The 17,881-nt window shown below is 66.5% G+C and carries 16 protein-coding genes; 4 read left to right on the top strand and 12 right to left on the bottom strand.

Annotated features, from left to right (window positions below; translation table 11 throughout):
• Positions 1-14 precede the first annotated feature (14 nt).
• The 9 genes from AXYL_RS00535 to AXYL_RS00575 all read right to left on the bottom strand — a co-directional run bounded on the left by AXYL_RS00535 (position 15) and on the right by AXYL_RS00575 (position 11,855).
• Positions 15-1,247, bottom strand: coding sequence for a CaiB/BaiF CoA transferase family protein (locus AXYL_RS00535; RefSeq protein WP_013390871.1), 1,233 nt, complete (start codon positions 1,245-1,247; stop codon positions 15-17).
• 67 nt (positions 1,248-1,314) lie between these two features.
• Positions 1,315-1,893, bottom strand: a complete 579-nt coding sequence (locus AXYL_RS00540) for a UGSC family (seleno)protein (protein WP_013390872.1) — start codon at positions 1,891-1,893, stop codon at positions 1,315-1,317.
• A gap of 35 nt (positions 1,894-1,928) precedes the next feature.
• The gene (locus AXYL_RS00545; RefSeq protein ID WP_013390873.1) at positions 1,929-3,041 is read right to left on the bottom strand and encodes a hypothetical protein; all 1,113 of its coding nucleotides are present in this window, start codon (positions 3,039-3,041) and stop codon (positions 1,929-1,931) included.
• Between the two features lie 133 nt (positions 3,042-3,174).
• Positions 3,175-3,594 carry a VOC family protein gene (locus AXYL_RS00550; protein WP_013390874.1) on the bottom strand — a complete coding sequence of 140 codons (420 nt, stop codon included), beginning with the start codon at positions 3,592-3,594 and terminating at the stop codon, positions 3,175-3,177.
• 84 nt (positions 3,595-3,678) lie between these two features.
• On the bottom strand, positions 3,679-5,703 hold the full coding sequence (locus AXYL_RS00555; protein WP_013390875.1) for an acetyl/propionyl/methylcrotonyl-CoA carboxylase subunit alpha: 2,025 nt from the start codon (positions 5,701-5,703) through the stop codon (positions 3,679-3,681).
• 56 nt (positions 5,704-5,759) lie between these two features.
• The gene (locus AXYL_RS00560; protein ID WP_013390876.1) at positions 5,760-7,367 is read right to left on the bottom strand and encodes a carboxyl transferase domain-containing protein; all 1,608 of its coding nucleotides are present in this window, start codon (positions 7,365-7,367) and stop codon (positions 5,760-5,762) included.
• 225 nt (positions 7,368-7,592) lie between these two features.
• A complete protein-coding gene (locus tag AXYL_RS00565; protein WP_013390877.1) occupies positions 7,593-8,774 on the bottom strand; it encodes an acetyl-CoA C-acetyltransferase in 1,182 nt (393 codons plus the stop codon).
• Between the two features lie 35 nt (positions 8,775-8,809).
• On the bottom strand, positions 8,810-10,666 hold the full coding sequence (gene aceK, locus AXYL_RS00570) for a bifunctional isocitrate dehydrogenase kinase/phosphatase (RefSeq protein ID WP_013390878.1): 1,857 nt from the start codon (positions 10,664-10,666) through the stop codon (positions 8,810-8,812).
• Positions 10,667-10,676: 10 nt separating this feature from the next.
• Positions 10,677-11,855, bottom strand: a complete 1,179-nt coding sequence (locus tag AXYL_RS00575; RefSeq protein ID WP_013390879.1) for an isovaleryl-CoA dehydrogenase — start codon at positions 11,853-11,855, stop codon at positions 10,677-10,679.
• A 246-nt stretch (positions 11,856-12,101) separates the two neighbouring features.
• Between AXYL_RS00575 and AXYL_RS00580 the strand changes: the two genes are divergently transcribed.
• Both AXYL_RS00580 and AXYL_RS00585 read left to right on the top strand, forming a co-directional pair.
• Positions 12,102-13,277, top strand: a complete 1,176-nt coding sequence (locus AXYL_RS00580; RefSeq protein WP_041654672.1) for a M20 aminoacylase family protein — start codon at positions 12,102-12,104, stop codon at positions 13,275-13,277.
• Between the two features lie 58 nt (positions 13,278-13,335).
• Positions 13,336-14,307 (top strand): Bug family tripartite tricarboxylate transporter substrate binding protein, encoded by a 972-nt coding sequence (locus tag AXYL_RS00585; RefSeq protein ID WP_013390881.1) that lies wholly within the window; start codon positions 13,336-13,338, stop codon positions 14,305-14,307.
• A 104-nt stretch (positions 14,308-14,411) separates the two neighbouring features.
• On the opposite strand, the gene AXYL_RS00590 is transcribed toward AXYL_RS00585, so the two are convergent.
• Complete coding sequence (locus AXYL_RS00590) at positions 14,412-14,744, bottom strand: YnfA family protein (RefSeq protein WP_013390882.1); 333 nt, start codon at positions 14,742-14,744, stop codon at positions 14,412-14,414.
• Positions 14,745-14,754: 10 nt separating this feature from the next.
• A complete protein-coding gene (locus tag AXYL_RS00595) occupies positions 14,755-15,135 on the bottom strand; it encodes a MerR family transcriptional regulator (protein ID WP_013390883.1) in 381 nt (126 codons plus the stop codon).
• Between the two features lie 72 nt (positions 15,136-15,207).
• Between AXYL_RS00595 and AXYL_RS00600 the strand changes: the two genes are divergently transcribed.
• Positions 15,208-16,275 (top strand): MBL fold metallo-hydrolase, encoded by a 1,068-nt coding sequence (locus tag AXYL_RS00600; RefSeq protein ID WP_013390884.1) that lies wholly within the window; start codon positions 15,208-15,210, stop codon positions 16,273-16,275.
• 43 nt (positions 16,276-16,318) lie between these two features.
• Here the strand turns inward: AXYL_RS00600 and AXYL_RS00605 are convergent, their stop codons facing one another.
• Complete coding sequence (locus AXYL_RS00605; RefSeq protein WP_013390885.1) at positions 16,319-16,945, bottom strand: LysE family translocator; 627 nt, start codon at positions 16,943-16,945, stop codon at positions 16,319-16,321.
• Positions 16,946-17,079: 134 nt separating this feature from the next.
• Between AXYL_RS00605 and AXYL_RS00610 the strand changes: the two genes are divergently transcribed.
• Positions 17,080-17,805, top strand: a complete 726-nt coding sequence (locus AXYL_RS00610; protein ID WP_013390886.1) for a nitroreductase — start codon at positions 17,080-17,082, stop codon at positions 17,803-17,805.
• Positions 17,806-17,881: the final 76 nt, after the last annotated feature.

A 17,881-nucleotide genomic window follows, 5' to 3' on the forward strand; every position in this document is an offset into this window, starting at 1 on the left:
TAAGGCACAGCTACTCAGGATGCGGCGGCGATCGCGCCGTTGCGCCGCAGTTCGGCGAGCGCCTCTGGCGCCAGTCCCAGCATGTCGCGCAGGACCGGTTCCGTATGGGCGCCCAGTACAGGAGGCGCGCTGCGATACTCCACAGGCGTGCCCGATAGATGCAGGGGATTGCCGACCAGTTCGGCGCAGCCCGATTGCGCGTCGGGCATAGGCACGCGCATGCCGCGTTGCAGGACTTGCGGATCGGCGAATACTTCCGCCAGGCCATTGATGGGGCCGCAAGGCACGCCCAGCGTTTCAAGCGTGGACAGCCAGTGCGCGCTGGGCTGTTCCGCCATCTGTGTCTGGATCTGCGGAATCAGCGTGTCGCGCGATGCCAGCCGCGCCGTGTTGGTGGCGTAGCGCGGATCGTCCGCCAGGTCGGGGCGACCGATGGCGCCGCAGAAGCGGCGGAATTGCGCGTCGTTGCCCACGGTGACGATGACGTGACCGTCGCGGGTGGCGAAGTCCTGGTACGGGACGATGTTGGGGTGGGCGTTGCCCAGGCGCGCGGGTTCGCAGCCGCTGGCCAGGAAGTTCATGGCCTGGTTCGCCAGCGCGGCCACCTGCACGTCCAGCAGGGCCACGTCGACGTGCTGGCCCTCGCCCGTGCGGTCGCGATGCGCCAATGCCGCCTGGATGCCGGCGGTGGCGTACAGGCCGGTCAGGATGTCGGTCAGCGCCACGCCGACCTTCAAGGGGCCGGCGCCGGGCTGGCCATCGCCTCGGCCGGTGATGCTCATCAGGCCGCCCATGCCCTGGATCAGGAAGTCATAGCCCGGCCGGTTGGCATAGGGCCCGTCCTGGCCGAAGCCGGTGATGGAGCAATACACCAGCCCGGGATGGCTGCGCTTGAGCGTGTCATAGTCCAGGCCATAGGCCTGCAGACCGCCCACCTTGAAGTTCTCGATCAGCACGTCGCATTGCGCGGCCAGCGCCGCCACCAGCCGCTGGCCATCGGGCGTGGCGATGTCGACCGCCACGGACTTCTTGTTGCGGTTGGCGCCCGCGAAGTAAGCCGACTGCGCCACGTCGCCCCATTGCGGATCGCTGATCCATGGCGGGCCCCAGCCGCGCGTGTCGTCACCCTGGCCGGGCCGCTCGATCTTGATGACCTCCGCGCCCAGATCCGCGAGCAGCTGGCTGGCCCAGGGGCCCGCCAGCACGCGCGAAAGGTCCAGCACTCGCAAATGCGATAGTGCGCCCATCGTTCTGTCTCCCGTTGTCGCCGCGCCGTCGGCCGCGGCGCCTGAGACGCCGCCTCGGCGGCCGCCGTTATTGCAGCTCTACGCGGACCTGCATCGGCGCCTTCGTGCCCAGCCACACCTGTTGCGCCTGCTCCTTGATCTGGACGACGCGCTGCGCCACTTCTTCGGCGGTGATGGAACTGACCGGGTGCGCGATCACGACGGGCTCCAGCGCCTTCATGCCGATGGCCTGCCGCGTCAGCTCCGTCTCGCGGGCGAACTCGGTCGTGATGATCACTGCGCTGGGAACGCCCAGCCGCTCCAGCGCGATCGAGTCGCGCACGCAGGCCGAGCAGCAGGAGCCGCAATCGCCGATGGCGGTCAGCACCACGTCGTTCTCGGCCGCGATGCGCTCGATCAGCTCGGGCGCAGCATCCTTGGAGAAGCTGTGCTTGACGTAGTAGTTCACCTCGGCGAATTCGATGTCCTCGCCCAGGGCCGCCGCCGCGCCGCGCAGCAGCTTATTGGCGTTCCATTTGGAGTTGTCGAGGATGCCCAGCCGCAATCCGGCCAGGTCCTTCTTGCGCGCCGATACCGGCACATCTTCGAAGCGCAGCGCGCCGCGCGGGTCGTACACCGCGATTTTTTCCCCGTTGTTCATCAGCATTTCCAATCTCCTGGTTGTCGTATCCGGATGACGCGTCAGATGGCGCAGGCGCCGCTGGTGCAATCGCCGCTATCGGCGCTTGCTCCTTCGATCGACCGCAGCACCGGCGTGCTCATATGCCCCCAGCCGGGTATCAGCACGGAAAAGCGGCCGGCCTCGCCGCCCATCACGAACAGATGGATGTGGTCCGGGCTGTGCACGATGGGAATGCGGGTGTCGTCGTTGCGCTTGTAGTACTTGGGCAGGTTGCGGTTGTAGACCTTGCCGTAGCGGTGGCCATAGGCCAGGTCGATGAAGCGGTTGCCGTGATTGACGTACAGGTAGTTGCGCACGTCGGCGCGCGACCAGCCGTGCTTGCCGATGGTCTGCGCGTGTTCCAGGCCCAGCACCACCGCGATATGGCCGCCTAGCACCGCGCTGTTGGACGCGATGGTGCTCATGGCCGAACACATGGTGTCGAGGATGCCTTCGGGGTCGTTCGAGATGTGGTTGGTGACGCTGTGCGGGGCTTCGGCAGCCATCGCGAAGACGGTGGAGTCTTCGGCCTTGTAGCCGTGTTCCACGTGATACGGCGCCAGCGGACTTTGCAGTTCGTTTTCGCAGACGCAGTAGGTGTATTTGCCGGGGTGCCCCAGCGTGCTCTTGTCCAGGTCTCCCGGCCAGCCGCCGCCCACGTTGAGCATGATCAGGCGCAGCGCCCGGCCGATGGTGGCGTTGGCGCGATTGCCGGAGCCGAACGCGTTGACGCCGCCGTTCATGCCGATTTCGCGCGCTATCGGCCCGTTCACAACCAGCAGCGGCGCGGCCACGTGCGTGGTGGCTTGCACGCCATTCAGGTTGAAAGCCTGGTCGGTCACGGCCTTTACCGCTGCCAGCACCACCGGGGCGTACTCGGGCTTGCAGCCGGCCATCACCATGTTGATGGCCAGCACTTCGCGCGTCAGCTCGCCCCAACGCGGCGCCACCCGCGCTTCGACAAAGTGGGCATCGCCGCCCAGCCGGGCCACGATCTCGTCGATCTTCTCCTGGGTCGGCGGCACGACGGGCAACCCGTCGGTGAAGCCGCGCTCGTAGTAGTACTCCACCAGGTCCACGCCGGCCGGCACCATGTTTGCCGGCGATGCCTTCGCTTGCAGAACCGCACTCATCAGAATCTCCTCGTGGCTGTCGAATGACGTTACGAGGAGGATAGGAGTCCTTGCTTATTTATAACAAGGACAATCTATTTCGATAAATGATTGCGAAAAATGCATAAATGAATGGGGCGGGCGCGCGCTGCCGCTACACCTTCGGCCAATACGTCCCGAAGCTCCACAGATTGCCTTCCGGATCGCGGCAGGCGAACTCGCGGCTGCCGTAGGCGGTGTCATAAGGCGGGGTTTCGATGGTGGCGCCGCTAGCCTGGACCTGCGCGTGCAGGGCGTCCGGATCGTCCACGGCCAGGTACAGCGCGTCGGTGCGGCGTCCTTGCAGATCGCCGACCAGCTTGCCATGGGCGTCGTCGCGGTCCGGGCCCAGCATCAGGAGGGAGCTGCCGTAGGCCAGTTCCGCATGCTGCACAGTGCCGTCGTCGCGGTAGACGGCATGTTCGGTGAAGCCCACCACGCCGGTAAGCCAGCGGATCATCGCCTCCGCGTCGCGGCAGCGCAGGGTTGGAAACAGGCGGGGCGCCGCCTGTTCGGATGGCATTGAACTCATCATGGGTACTCCCGTGGATAAGCAGGAGCGCCCATGATGAACCCGCAGGCGGCGAGGCGGGTGACGATTTTGTTACGGCGCGCTTGGCTACTCGCCGATGGCGACCAGCTCGGCCCCTTCCGTCACCTGATCGCCCACGCCGTAGAACACTTCCGAGACCTTGCCGTCGGCGGGCGCGGAAATGGTGTGCTCCATCTTCATGGCTTCCATCACCAGCAGCGGCTGGCCCTTTTCCACGGTGTCGCCGGCCTTGACCGAGATCGAGATGATCTTGCCGGGCATGGGAGCCGTGAGGCCGCCGCCGTGTTCGCCCTGCGTGTCCTGGGAGTGCGCCAGCGGATCGTACAGGTCCAGCACGTGTACGCCGGCTTCGCCGAAGACGTGGGCGCGGTCGGCGTGCAGCACGACGGTGCCGGCGCTTTCATGGCCGTCCAGCGTGATGCGCAGGCCGTAGGCCAGGTTGGGGTTGGCGCTGGCGTGGGCGCGCCACAGGAAGGCTTGCGGACCCGCGCCGGAATCCAGCGTCCAGGCGCCGCCCTGGCGGGCGACGGTGACGCGGCGGGTTTCGCCGTTGTCGACCCATTGCAGATGCCGTTGATAGCGGTTGCCCAGGCGCCAGCCGTCGCGCGCGTCCCAGGGATCGGCAGGGTGCTTGCCGCTGGTGACGCCCGGCTGCGCCAGGCCTTGGCGCACCAGCACGGCGGCGCAGGCCAGGGCCAGCGTGGCAGGACTGGCGGCTTGGGGTTCGGGCAGCAGCGTGGCGCGCTGGCGTTCGATCAGGCCGGTGTCCAGGTCCGCCGCAGCGAAGGCGCTGTCCTGCATCAGGCGCGACAGGAAGGCCACGTTGGTCTGCACGCCCACGGCCTGCGTCTGGGCCAACGCTTGCAGCATGCGGGCGCGGGCCTGGTCGCGGTCGGCGCCGTGCACGATCAGCTTGGCGATCATGGGGTCGTAGAACGGCGTGATGGTGTCGCCCATGCGCACGCCGCCGTCGACCCGGATGTCGCCATTGGCGAACGCGGTGTGCGCAGGCAGGCCCAGGTAGGCCAGGGTGCCGATGGACGGCAGGAAGCCCTTCTCGGGGTTCTCTGCGTAGATGCGGGCCTCGATGGCGTGGCCCTGGATGCGCAGGTCTTCCTGGCGCGCCGGCAGCGGCTGGCCGGCGGCCACACGCAGCTGCCATTCGACCAGGTCGTGGCCGGTGATCATTTCGGTGACCGGGTGTTCGACCTGCAGGCGCGTGTTCATTTCCATGAAATAGAAACGGCCGTCGGGCTCGGCAATGAATTCCACCGTGCCCGCGCCCACGTAGCCCACGGCGCGCGCGGCGGCCACGGCGGCTTCGCCCATGGCGCGGCGGCGCTCTTCAGTCATGCCGGGGGCCGGGGCTTCCTCGATCACCTTCTGGTGGCGGCGCTGCACCGAGCAATCGCGTTCGAACAGGTAGACGCAGTTGCCATGCGTGTCGGCGAATACCTGGATTTCAATGTGGCGCGGCTTCTGCAGATAGCGTTCGATCAGCACGCGGTCGTCGCCAAAGCTGGACGCGGCTTCGCGTTGGCAGGACGCCAGCGCATCCAGAAACGCGCCCGACGATTCGACCACGCGCATGCCCTTGCCGCCGCCGCCGGCGCTGGCCTTGATCAGCACGGGGTAGCCGATGGCGTCGGCCTGGGTCTTGAGGAATTGCGGGTCCTGGTTGTCGCCGTGGTAACCCGGCACCAGCGGCACGCCGGCTTTTTCCATCAGCGACTTGGCGGCGGACTTGCTGCCCATGGCGGCGATGGCGGAGGCCGGCGGTCCGACGAAGGCGATGCCGGCCTTTTCGGCGGCTTCGGCGAAGGCTTCGTTTTCCGACAGGAAACCATAGCCGGGGTGGATGGCGCCCGCGCCGGTATCGCGCGCGGCTTGCAGGATGGCGTCGGCGCGCAGGTAGCTGGCACGCGGCTCCGAGCCGCCGATGTACACGGCCTGGTCGCAGGCGGCGACGTGGCGGGCGTTGGCGTCGGCGTCGGAATACACCGCCACGGTGCGGATGCCCATGCGGCGGGCGGTGGCGGCCACGCGGCAGGCGATTTCACCGCGGTTGGCAATCAGCAAAGTGTCGAACATGGATGTCATCCAGGCTGAAATTATTCTTGGGCTGCAATGGGGGCGGCTGTGCCGCCCTACATGCGGAACACGCCGAACTTGGTGTCCTCGATGGGCGCGTTCAAGGCTGCCGACAGCGCCAGCCCCAACACGCGCCGCGTGTCGGCCGGCGCGATGATACCGTCGTCCCACAGGCGCGCGGTGGCGTAGTAGGGATGGCCTTCGCGTTCGTACTGTTCGCGGATGGGCGTCTTGAAGGCGGTTTCCTCGTCGGCGGACCATTGGCCGCCGCGAGCCTCGATACCGTCGCGCTTGACCGTGGCCAAGACGCTGGCGGCCTGTTCGCCACCCATGACCGAGATGCGGGCGTTGGGCCACATGAACAGCATGCGCGGCGAATAGGCTCGGCCGCACATGCCGTAGTTGCCGGCGCCGAACGAGCCGCCGATCAGCACGGTGAACTTGGGCACGTTGGCGGTGGCCACCGCCGTCACCATCTTGGCGCCGTGGCGGGCGATGCCTTCGTTTTCGTACTTGCGGCCGACCATGAAGCCGGTGATGTTCTGCAGGAACACCAGCGGGATCTTGCGCTGCGCGCACAGTTCGATGAAGTGCGCGCCCTTTTGCGCGGACTCCGAGAACAGGATGCCGTTGTTGGCCACGATGCCTACGGGCATGCCTTGGATGTGTGCGAAGCCGGTGACCAGCGTGGGGCCGAAACGCGCCTTGAACTCGTCGAACTCGGAGCCGTCGACGATGCGCGCGATGACTTCGCGCACGTCATAGGGCTTGCGCGTGTCGGCAGGGATGATGCCATTCAGTTCGCTCGGGTCGTAGCGCGGCTCGCGTACCGGGATGGTGGCCAGCGGCTGCGGCTTCTTGCGGTTCAGGCGCGCGACGGCGTTGCGTGCCAGTTGCAGCGCGTGCATGTCGTTGGCGGCCAGATGGTCCACCACGCCGGACAGGCGCGTGTGCACGTCGCCGCCGCCCAGGTCTTCGGCGCTGACCTCTTCGCCGGTGGCGGCCTTTACCAGCGGCGGGCCGCCCAGGAAGATGGTGCCCTGGTTCTTGACGATGATGGACTCGTCGCTCATGGCGGGCACGTAGGCGCCGCCGGCGGTGCAGGAGCCCATCACTACGGCGATCTGCGAAATGCCTTGCGCGGACATTTGCGCCTGGTTGTAGAAGATGCGGCCGAAGTGTTCGCGGTCGGGGAATACCTCGTCCTGCTGCGGCAGGTTGGCGCCGCCCGAATCCACCAGGTAGACGCAGGGCAGATGGTTCTGCGCGGCGATTTCCTGCGCGCGCAGATGCTTCTTGACCGTCATCGGGTAGTAGGTGCCGCCCTTGACCGTGGCATCGTTGCAGACGATCACGCATTCAGTGCCGGCCACGCGGCCGATGCCGGTGATGACGCCGGCGCCGGGGGCTTCGCCGCCGTACATGCCGTGCGCCGCCATCGGCGACAGTTCCAGGAACGGCGTGCCCGGATCGATCAGGTGTTCAACGCGGTCGCGCGGCAGCAGCTTGCCGCGCGCCACGTGCTTGGCGCGCGCGGCTTCGCTGCCGCCCAGCGCGGTATGGGCCAGTTGCTGGTCCAGATCATCCAGCTGCGCCTGCATGGCCTGCGCATTGTCGGTGTAGTCCTGCGACCGCGGATTGATGCGGGATTCGATGATGGGCATGGGGTTCCACCCGTCCTGCTTGTTGGAAATTTGAAGGCGCTCGTGGAGCGGTTTGTCTCGCTGCCCGGTGGGCCGGGCATGCTTATAGGCTATCGGTATCGAAGAGGGATTTCGTTGCGCCTTTCCTGCACGGCGCGCGACCGACCCGTCGCGCTACGACGCCATGCAAAAAAGGCGCAGCGGAATCCATCGAAAGCCGGGAGGCCGAAGCCTCCCGGCGTTGCGTCAGATCATTTCAATCGCCATTGCCACGGCTTCGCCGCCGCCGATGCACAGCGTGGCCACGCCGCGCTTGCCGCCGGTCTTGCGCAGCGCGCCGACCAGGGTGGCCATCAGGCGGGCGCCGGACGCGCCGATCGGATGGCCCAGGGCGGTGGCGCCGCCGTGGATGTTGACCTTGTCATGCGGCAGCTTGAAGTCGGTCATGGCGGCCATGGTGACCACCGCGAAGGCTTCATTGATTTCGTACAGGTCCACGTCCTCGGCCTTCCAGCCGGTCTTGGCGAACAGGTTCTTCAGCGCGCCCACGGGGGCGGTGGTGAACCAGTTCGGCTCTTGCGAGTGCTGGCTGTGGGCGACGATGCGGGCCAGCGGCTTTACGCCTAGCTTTTCAGCGGTGGAGGCGCGCATCAGCACCATGGCGGCGGCGCCGTCGGAGATCGACGAGGAGTTGGCGGCGGTGACGGTGCCGTCCTTTTTGAAGGCGGGCTTGAGGGTGGGGATCTTTTCCGGCATGGCCTTGGTGGGGGCCTCGTCGGTGTCGATCACCGTGTCGCCCTTGCGGCCGGCGACCGTCACGGGGGCGATTTCCCACTTGAAGCTGCCGTCTTCGGACGCGGCGCGGGCGCGGCGCAGCGATTCCAGCGAGAACGCGTCCTGCTGTTCGCGGGTGAAGGAATATTTGGAGGCGCAGTCTTCGGCGAACACGCCCATGGCCTTGCCCTTGTCGTAGGCGTCTTCCAGGCCGTCCAGCGCCATGTGGTCATACACGGTGTTGTGGCCGTAGCGGTAGCCCTGGCGGCCCTTGAGCAGCAGGTAGGGAGCATTGCTCATGCTTTCCTGGCCGCCGGCGACGACGATGTTGGCGCTGCCCGCGGCCAGCAGGTCATGGCCGAACATGGCGGCTTTCAGGCCCGAACCGCAGACTTTGTGGATGGTGGTGCAAGCCACGCCCAGCGGCAGGCCCGCGCCCAGCGCGGCCTGGCGCGCCGGGGCCTGGCCCTGGCCGGCCTGCAGCACGTTGCCCATGATGACTTCTTCGACTTGCTCGGGCTTGATGCCGGCGCGTTCGACGGCGGCCTTGATGGCGATCGAGCCCAGCTCGTGCGCGGCCAGGCCGGACAAGGCGCCCAGCATGCCGCCCATGGGCGTGCGGGCAACGGAAACGATGACGATGGGATCTGACATGGCTAGCTCCTGTGAGGGTCGGGACAGCTCTGGGGTTACGAGGCCGCGTGGTCGCCTGGAGGGCATTCCGGACGCAGGCGTCTGTCCGTATCGTAAGGGAAAAATTCTTCAATCCGGCCTTGCGCTACATGGGTGCGGCAGGCCTGCCACCAGTCCGGTTCCAGCAGCTCGGCATGGTGACGCATGAAGGCGCCGCGCACGCGCGGGTCGCCCAGCAGGAAACGTCCGAATTCCTCGGGGAATACATCATTCGGACCAATGGCGTACCAGGGTTCGGACGCCAGTTCCGCCTCTTCGTTGGGGGCGGGCGGGATGCGCCGGAAATTCATTTCGGTCATGCGCTGGATTTCGTCGTAATCGTAGAAAACGACGCGGCCCAGGCGCGTGACGCCGAAGTTCTTGTACAGCATGTCCCCGGGGAAAATATTGGCCGCGGCCAGCTGGCGGATGGCATCCCCGTATTCGCGCACGGCCGGGTCCAGCAGCGCGTCCGAAGCCTGGCGCAGATAGATGTTCAAGGGCGTCATGCGCCGTTCGATGTAGACATGGCGGATGACCACCGTGTCGCCGGTTTCCTCTATCAGGCTGGGTACCAGCCGGCGCAGTTCTTCCAGCAGGGCCGGCGCGAAGCGCGCGCGCGGCAGCGCCACCTGCGAGTATTCCCAGGTGTCGGCCATGCGGCCGACGCGGTCGTGCAGCTTCACCATCTGGTACTTGCGGCGCACGGTGGCATGGTCCATGCCGTCCTTGTCGATGCGGTCCTTGATGAGCTTGAACACGTAGGGATAGGACGGCAGCGTGAACACGCACATCACCATGCCCTTGATGCCGGGGGCGATGTCGAAGGCGTCGCGCGAATGGGCCAGGTGATGCAGGAAGTCGCGGTAGAACAGCGTCTTGCCCTGCTTCTGCAGGCCGATCATGGTGTAGAGCTCGGCCTTGGGCTTGCGCGGCAGCAGGCTGGACAGGAAGTTCACCACCGCGGCCGGCGTTTCCATGTCCACCAGGAAGTAGGCGCGGGTGAAGCTGAACAGCGTGCTCAGGTCGTCCGCGCCCAGCAGCAGCGCGTCCAGCACGACCTGGCCCGCCGGGTTGCGCATCAGCGCCACCGCGAAGGGATACACCGTACCCTGGTTGATCAGGCGGCCGACGATGTAGGCGCCCTTGTTGCGGAAGAACAGCGAGCCCAGCGCGTGGATCTGGCAGTCGCTGGCGATGCGGCGGCCGACGTGGCGCGGCAGTGTCGCGCGCAGTTGCTTGACCGCGGCGCGCGCCAGCAGCCGCGTGTCGCGCGGCAGGTCTTCAAAGGGCAGCGCCAGACCGAAGTCCGCCACCATGCGGATCAGGCTTTTCTCCAGCCCGTCGGTGGCTGGGTAGTACACCCGGTACGAGGGGATGCTGCTGTCCAGGTAATCGGTGGCGATGGCCGGACGGACGAACAGGAAGGCGTTGTGGAAATAGTCGCGGTGCAGGATGCGGCAGGAGACCGAGTTGAAGAAGGTCTCGGCGCATTCGGGCTGGCGGTGCTCGCCCAGCAGTCCGACGAACTCCTGCTTGATCTGCTGCCAGAACGCGGTTTGCTCGTCGCTCAGGGTGGGGGCTGCGCTGCCATTGGCGCCTACCGCGCCTTCCGGGCGGCCGCGCAGCACGCCTTCCAGCTGGGTGGCGCATTCGCGCACCCGCATGTCGTAGTACTCGATGCGCTCGCGCGACAGGCGCTGGATGCCGTGCCAGTCGCCGGATTCGAACAGCGCCTTGGCACGCTGGGCGCTGTAGCGGAATAGCGCGTAGTGGCGGTCGAAGCCCGCCAGGATCAGCCGCGCGACGTCCAGCGGCGCAGGGCCCGGCGCGGGCGCCTGTTCGATGTGCTGGACGTCGGACATGCGGATCATGGAGGCGCGCTCAGGCGGTTTCGTTGAACAGTTCGCGGCCGATCAGCATGCGGCGGATTTCGCTGGTGCCGGCGCCGATCTCGTACAGCTTGGCGTCGCGCCACAGGCGGCCCACCGGGTATTCGTTGATGTAGCCGTTGCCGCCCAGGATCTGCACGCCCTCGCCCGCCATCCAGGTGGCTTTTTCGGCGGTGTACAGGATCAGCGCGGCGCAGTCCTTGCGTACCTGGCGCACGTGCTCGGCGCCCAGGCGGTCCAGGTTCTTGCCGACCTGGTAGCAGAAGGCGCGGCTGGCCTGCAACGTGGTGTACAGATCGGCGACCTTGCCCTGGATGAGTTGGAATTCGCCGATGGCCTGGCCGAACTGCTTGCGGTCATGGATATAGGGGACGACCACGTCCATCACGGCCTGCATGATGCCCACCGGGCCGCCGGACAGCACCGCGCGTTCGTAGTCCAGGCCGCTCATCAGCACCTTGACGCCGGCGTTGACCTGGCCCAGCACGTTCTCTTCGGGGATTTCGCAGTCCTGGAACACCAGTTCGCCGGTGTGGCTGCCGCGCATGCCCAGCTTGTCCAGCTTCTGCGCCACGGAAAAGCCCTTGAAACCCTTTTCGACCAGGAAGGCGGTGATGCCGCGCTGGTGGGCTTCGGGGTCGGTCTTGGCGTAGACCACCAGGGTGTCGGCGTCGGGGCCGTTGGTGATCCACATCTTGGTGCCGTTCAGCACGTAGCGGTCGCCCTTCTTGTCGGCGCGCAGCTTCATGCTGACCACGTCGGAACCGGCGCCCGGCTCGCTCATGGCCAGCGCGCCCACGTGTTCGCCGGAAATCAGCTTGGGCAGGTACTTGGCCTTCTGGGCCGCCGTGCCGTTGCGATTGATCTGGTTCACGCACAGGTTGGAGTGCGCGCCATAGGACAGGCCGACCGAGGCGCTGGCGCGGGAGATTTCCTCCATCACGATCATGTGGGCCAGATAGCCCATTTTTGCGCCGCCGTATTCCTCGTCGGCCGTCATGCCCAGCACGCCGAGCTCGCCGAATTTGCGCCAGAGGTCCATGGGGAACTGGTCGCTGCGGTCCACTTCTGCGGCGCGCGGCGCGATCTCGGTCTGCGCGAAATTGCGCACCGCGTCGCGCAGCATGTCCAGATCTTCGCCCAGGTCGAAGTTCAGGCCGGGAAGGTTCATCGCTGTCTCCGTGATAGTAGGTACTTACTATTTTGTGGGCGCCTGGCTCCGGCGCCGGATTGCCGCGCGTGGCTCATGATGCGCCGATCGGCCATCGCTAGGCAATGATGCACTGCAAATATTACGTTTACGTAAACGTAAATTGGAGTCGGGTTATCCCTAGGTAATTGCGTGTTACCGGGGGAGCGGCCCTGGGTAAGATTCCAGCCGATCCTTGAATCCTGAATTATTGCGATGGAGTTTGCCGTGCTCGAACTGACCAATCTGGACGAAATTGTGGCGCTGCGGCGCGACATCCACATGCATCCGGAGCTTTGCTACGAAGAGCACCGCACGGCCAAGGTGGTGGCGGACACGCTGCGCGGCTGGGGCATCGAGACCCACACCGGCATCGCCAAGACCGGGGTGGTCGGCGTGATCAAGCGCGGCGCGTCGGATCGCGCCATCATGCTGCGCGCCGACATGGATGCGCTGCCCATGCAGGAAGAGAACCAGTTCGACCATCGTTCGCGCCATGACGGCAAGATGCACGGCTGCGGGCACGACGGCCACACCGCCATGCTGCTGGCTGCCGCGCGCCACTTGCAGGCCGAGGGCGGCTTCGACGGCACGGTGTACCTGTGCTTCCAGCCAGCCGAGGAAGGCGGTGCCGGCGGCCGCGCCATGATCCAGGACGGCCTGTTCGAACGCTTTCCCTGCGAGGCTGTGTTCGGCATGCACAATTGGCCGGGGTTGGCCGCCGGGACCTTCGGCGTCTGTGCCGGCCCGATGATGGCGGCCGCCAACGGCTTCAAGATCACCGTGCGCGGCAAGGGCGGCCACGCCGCCGCGCCGCAGGATTGCAGCGATCCGGTGCCCGCGCTGTTCGCCATCGGCCAGTCCCTGCAGACCATCCTCACGCGCAGCAAGCGTCCGCTGGACGCCGCGGTGCTGTCGATCACCCAGGTGCAGGCCGGCGGCAGCGTGATCAACGTCATTCCCAATAGCGCCTGGCTGGGCGGCTCGGTGCGGGCCTACAGCACCGACGTGGTCGACCTGATCGAACGCCGCATGAACGAGATCGCCGGCAACATCGCGGCCGCGCACGGCTGCGAGGCCGACGTGTTCTTCGAGCGCCGCTACCCGGCGCTGGTGAACACCGTGGCCGAGACCGAGTTCTGCATGGAAGTCATGCGCGAGGTGGTGGGCCAGGACAAGGCATTGGTGATCGAGCCGGCCATGGCTTCCGAGGATTTTGCCTTCCTGCTGCAGGAAAAGCCTGGCTGCTACGTGTTCCTGGGCAACGGCGACGGCGAGCACCGCATGGCGGGCCATGGCCTGGGGCCTTGCATGCTGCACAACGCCAGCTATGACTTCAACGATTCCCTGATTCCGGCTGGCGCGTCGTACTGGGTACGCCTGGCGCAACGCTATCTGGCCTGATGTGCTTCATGCTTTCCGTTTTATCTGACGCAGTGCCACGCAACATTACTAGGACGATATGAAAAAGAAGACATTGCTGATCAAGGCCGCGGGGGCGGCCTTGGCAATCATGGCCAGCGGCGCAATGGCGCAGAGCTGGCCGGCCAAGCCCGTCACGCTGGTGGTGCCCTACACCGCCGGCGGCAGCGCCGACGCGATCGGACGCCGCCTGGGCGACGTGCTGCGCAAGGAAAGCAACGTAACCGTGATCGTCGAGAACAAGCCGGGCGCGGGCGCGTCCGTAGGCACCGACTTCGTGGCGCGCGCGCAGCCGGATGGCACCACCTTGCTGCTGGCCTCCACCAGCCCGCTGACGATCTTCCCGCATTTGGCCAAGACCAACTACGACCCGATGAAGGACCTGACGCCGGTGGCCAGCGTGGCCGTGGCGCCCGTCGCCATCGTCGCCACCAAGGCGCTGCCGGTGAAGGACTTCGCCGGCCTGATCGACTATGCCAAGTCGCACCCGGACGGCGTGCGCTACGGCACGCCGGGCCAGGGCACCGTGGCCCACATCGGCATGTCGGCCGTCACGGCCCAGACCGGCACCAAGATGTTGCACGTGCCCTACCGCGGCAACAGCCAGGCGCTGACCGACGGCCTGGGCGGCGTGGTCGAACTGCTGGTGGTCAACAGCGATGTGGTGCTGCCGCACGTTGCCAACGGCGCGCTCAAGCCCCTGGCCGTGATGGCGCCCGAACGCCTGGCCGCCTGGCCGGACGTGCCCACCATGGCCGAGCTGAAGATGCCGCAGGCGCAGTACTACTCGAACTTCGGCGTGTTCGCGCCCGCCAATCTGCCGGCCACGGTTGCGCAGCCGCTACAGGCCGCCTTGGCCAAGGCCGTCGCCAGCGCCGAGTTCCAGGACTTGCTGGCCAAGTCCTACCTGCAGCCGGGCACGGCCGTGGGTGACGCGTTCGCCAAGCAGGTGCAAGCGGAATTCGCGAACAATGCGCGGGTCATCAAGGAAGGCAATATCAAGGCTGAGTAAGCCTTGTCCAACAAGAAACGCGCGACCCTCTGGGGTACGCGCGTTTTTTTTAGCCGTCCCAAGGCCGCGGCGTTTCGCGGCGCCTTTCTTGGACGCGCCGCGGCCTACGCGCTGCGCGGTCCGAACATGATGACCAGCATGCCAGCCAGGCACAGGCCCACGCCCAGCCAGTCGCTCGTGCTGGGGCGCACGCCGTCCACGGCCCACAGCCACAGCAGCGCCATGCCGATGTACACGCCGCCATACGCCGCATAGACGCGGCCCGAAGCCGTGGGGTGCAGCGTCAGCAGCCAGGCAAACAGCGCCAGGCTGGCCGCCGCGGGCGCGAGCAGCCAGATGGAGTGGCCCTTGCGCAGCCACAGGTAAGGAAGATAGCAGCCGATGATCTCGGCCAGCGCCGTCAGGATGAACAGCGCAAGGGTTTGCAAAGCGCCCACGCCCACGTTCCTAGGGCTTCTGCGCGAGCAGATCGCGGCATTGCTGTTCCTGCTGCGAAATTTCGTGCAGGGTATCCTCGATGTCGCGGCGCTGCTGTTCCAGGGTGCTGCGGTGCTGTTCCAGTACGCTCAAGTATTGGCGCAGCTGGACCTCGGTGTCGCCCGGCCCGTCATACATGTCGATCAGGGTCAGGATCTCGGACAATTGCAGGCCCAGGCGCTTGCCGCGCAGGGCCAGCTTCAGGCGCGTGCGGTCGCGCGGCCCGAAGATGCGGTTGCGCCCTTCGCGCGCCGGGCTGACGATCCCCTGGTCTTCATAGAAGCGGATCGTGCGGGGCGTGACGTCGAACTCGCGGGAGAGCTCTGAGATAGTCCAGGTTGACGGGGACATGCGAGATATGGCAGTTTACGTAAACGTAAATTATGATGACTTGACCCGATCGTCAAGCGTGGAGGAGAGGCAATGAACCCGAACGAACAGAAACTGCAATATCCCTGGACTGATTTCCAGCCCGAACCCGGCCGTTCGCACGTGGTGGCGGAAGGGGTCAAATGGATCAGGATGCCTCTGCCGTTCGCGCTGGATCATATCAACCTCTGGCTGCTGCGCGACAACATCGACGGCCGCGACGGCTGGACCATCGTCGACTGCGGCATCACGCGAGATGAAGTGAAGACGTTGTGGGAACGCGTGTTCGAGACCGAACTGGAAGGCCTGCCGGTGCTGCGCGTCATCGTCACCCACATGCACCCCGACCACATCGGCCTGGCGCACTGGCTGTGCGAACGCTGGAGTGCTCCTTTGTGGATGACGATGACGGACTTCGTGGTGGCCTCGCTGTGGTCCTCGCGCCGCGGCGACGCGGGCGGCGGCCCGGGCGGCCAATCGGCGGTGGACCACTTCGCCCGCCACGGCCTGACCGACCTGGACGCGCAAGAGCAGATTCGGCAGCGCGCCAACTACTACCCCAATCTGGTGCCGGCCGTGCCCGCGCGCTATACCCGCATCATGCACGGCGATGACGTGCGCATCGGCGGGCGCGATTGGCGCGTGATCGTGGGCTATGGGCATGCGCCTGAGCACGCTTCGCTGTTTTCACCGGATCTCGGCGTGCTGATCTCGGGCGACATGGTGCTACCGCGCATTTCCACCAACGTCAGCGTGTTCGACTACGAGCCCGACGCCAATCCCCTGCCCCTGTACCTGCGTTCGCTGGATGGTTACGCCGACTTGCCCAGGGACACCTTGGTGCTGCCCTCGCACGGCCGGCCCTTCAAGGGCCTGCATGAGCGCATCGCGCAACAGCATGAACACCATCGCGACCGCCTGGCGGAAGTGCTGGAAGCTTGTGCCATCCAGCCGCAATCGACCACGGATATCGTGCCGGTGCTGTTCAAGCGCAAGCTGGACCTGCACCAGCTGACCTTCGCCATGGGCGAGGCGCTGGCGCACCTGCATGCGCTGTATTTCGAAGGCAAGCTCAAGCGCGCGCTGGGCGCGGACGGCATCGTGCGGTTCTCGGCCGTCTGAGCGTGGCAGGCAGAAAGGCGGCGCGCATGGGCCGCCGCGCCGCCTAACGCGTGGCCGTAGCCAACCGCACGGCCAGCCCGATGAACACCAACGCGGCAATCCGGTTCAGCCAGCGCTTGGCGGTCACCGAGCGCTGCAGCAGTTCACCGAACGCGCCCGAGAAGAACGCAATGGCGCCGAACACCAGCAGCGTGACGACCATGAAGACCGCGCCCAACTGCATGGTCTGCAAACCCACGGGACCCAGCGCCGGCGAGGTGAACTGCGGCAGGAAGGCGAAGAAGAACAGCAGCACCTTGGGGTTGGTCAGGTTCATCACGATGCCGCGGCGGTACAGCGCACCGGGCCGCATGGGTTCGGGCCGCTTGCCGGCTTCGGATTCGACCGGCGCGCGCAGGATCTGCCACGCCAGATAGGCCAGGTAGGCGGCGCCCGCCAGCTTGAGCACGGTGAAGGCCATGGGCGAGGCCGCAAACACGGCTGCCAGTCCCACGGCCACGGCGGCTGTATGCCCCAGCAGCCCCGTGCACAGCCCCAGCACCACGAACATGCCGGCCTTGCGGCCCCAGATGGCGGACTGCATCAGCACGAACAGATTGTCCGGCCCCGGAGTCAGGGCCAGCAGGACGGCAATGCCGAAGAATGCGATCAGGGTGTCGATGGGCAGCATGAGTGGTCGCCTGGAACGGTTCGGCCGGCTCTAGGCGGCCGGAAGTGGCATCATAAAGGCAAAGACGTGCCCATCATGCATGCCCCATGCGTCCCTTGCGGGACCAGCCGGGCCGACCAGGAGAGACAACCGCCATGCCCCCCACCGCCATGCCGCAATCCCCGGAACCCTTGCAGGGCGCCGATGCGCGCCCCGACGCCTCGCTCGAGGCGTGGCTGCAGGCCCGCCACAGCTGCCGCGCATTCCTGCCCGAGCCGGTGGCGCGCGGCACCATCGAACGCGTCCTGGCCCTGGCGCAGCGCACCGCCTCCTGGTGCAATTGTCAGCCCTGGCAGGTGACGATCACCGAAGGCGCGGGCACGGAACGCCTGCGCGGCGCGCTGCAACGCCGCGCGGAACAGTCTGGCTTCACGCCGGATTTTCCGTTTCCGCGCGAATACCAGGGCGAGTACCTGGCCCGACGGCGCGAATCGGGCTTCCAGCTGTATGGCGCGGTCGGCGTGGCGCGCGGCGACCGCGAGGCCTACCGGCGCCAGGAAATGCGCAATTTCCAGCTGTTCGACGCGCCGCACGTGGCCATCGTCACCACCGACGAGGCGCTGGGCGAATATGGCGCAATGGATTGCGGCGGCTATGTGGCCAATTTCCTGCTGGCAGCCCAGGCCAACGGCGTGGCCACGGTTGCCCAGGCATCCCTGGCCATGTACCCGGAAGTGCTGCGCGAGGAACTCGGCATCGCCGCGGACCGGCGCGTGGTCTGCGGCATTTCCTTCGGCTATGCGGATACGGCGCACCCCGCCAACAGCTACCGCACCAGCCGCGCCTCGCAGTCCGAAACCGTCACCTGGATCGGCGGATAGGGACAGGCCGCGCCTGGCCTGATATGGTTCATCCTGATCGCCTTTATTCCGCCCCTGTCCATACGCAAGCAGTCCA

The organism is Achromobacter xylosoxidans A8, from assembly GCF_000165835.1.
Lineage (GTDB): Bacteria > Pseudomonadota > Gammaproteobacteria > Burkholderiales > Burkholderiaceae_B > Achromobacter > Achromobacter xylosoxidans_B.

Bases quoted from the DNA above. Each gene is read 5' to 3' on its own strand.
- AXYL_RS00595 (WP_013390883.1), bottom strand. From the start codon at position 15,135: ATGTCCCCGTCAACCTGGACTATCTCAGAGCTCTCCCGCGAGTTCGAC.
- AXYL_RS00540 (WP_013390872.1), bottom strand. From the start codon at position 1,893: ATGCTGATGAACAACGGGGAAAAAATCGCGGTGTACGACCCGCGCGGC.
- AXYL_RS00585 (WP_013390881.1), top strand. From the start codon at position 13,336: ATGAAAAAGAAGACATTGCTGATCAAGGCCGCGGGGGCGGCCTTGGCA.
- AXYL_RS00545 (WP_013390873.1), bottom strand. From the start codon at position 3,041: ATGAGTGCGGTTCTGCAAGCGAAGGCATCGCCGGCAAACATGGTGCCG.
- AXYL_RS00560 (WP_013390876.1), bottom strand. From the start codon at position 7,367: ATGCCCATCATCGAATCCCGCATCAATCCGCGGTCGCAGGACTACACC.
- AXYL_RS00600 (WP_013390884.1), top strand. From the start codon at position 15,208: ATGAACCCGAACGAACAGAAACTGCAATATCCCTGGACTGATTTCCAG.
- aceK (WP_013390878.1), bottom strand. From the start codon at position 10,666: ATGATCCGCATGTCCGACGTCCAGCACATCGAACAGGCGCCCGCGCCG.
- AXYL_RS00550 (WP_013390874.1), bottom strand. From the start codon at position 3,594: ATGATGAGTTCAATGCCATCCGAACAGGCGGCGCCCCGCCTGTTTCCA.
- AXYL_RS00605 (WP_013390885.1), bottom strand. From the start codon at position 16,945: ATGCTGCCCATCGACACCCTGATCGCATTCTTCGGCATTGCCGTCCTG.
- AXYL_RS00555 (WP_013390875.1), bottom strand. From the start codon at position 5,703: ATGTTCGACACTTTGCTGATTGCCAACCGCGGTGAAATCGCCTGCCGC.
- AXYL_RS00575 (WP_013390879.1), bottom strand. From the start codon at position 11,855: ATGAACCTTCCCGGCCTGAACTTCGACCTGGGCGAAGATCTGGACATG.
- AXYL_RS00565 (WP_013390877.1), bottom strand. From the start codon at position 8,774: ATGTCAGATCCCATCGTCATCGTTTCCGTTGCCCGCACGCCCATGGGC.
- AXYL_RS00610 (WP_013390886.1), top strand. From the start codon at position 17,080: ATGCCCCCCACCGCCATGCCGCAATCCCCGGAACCCTTGCAGGGCGCC.
- AXYL_RS00535 (WP_013390871.1), bottom strand. From the start codon at position 1,247: ATGGGCGCACTATCGCATTTGCGAGTGCTGGACCTTTCGCGCGTGCTG.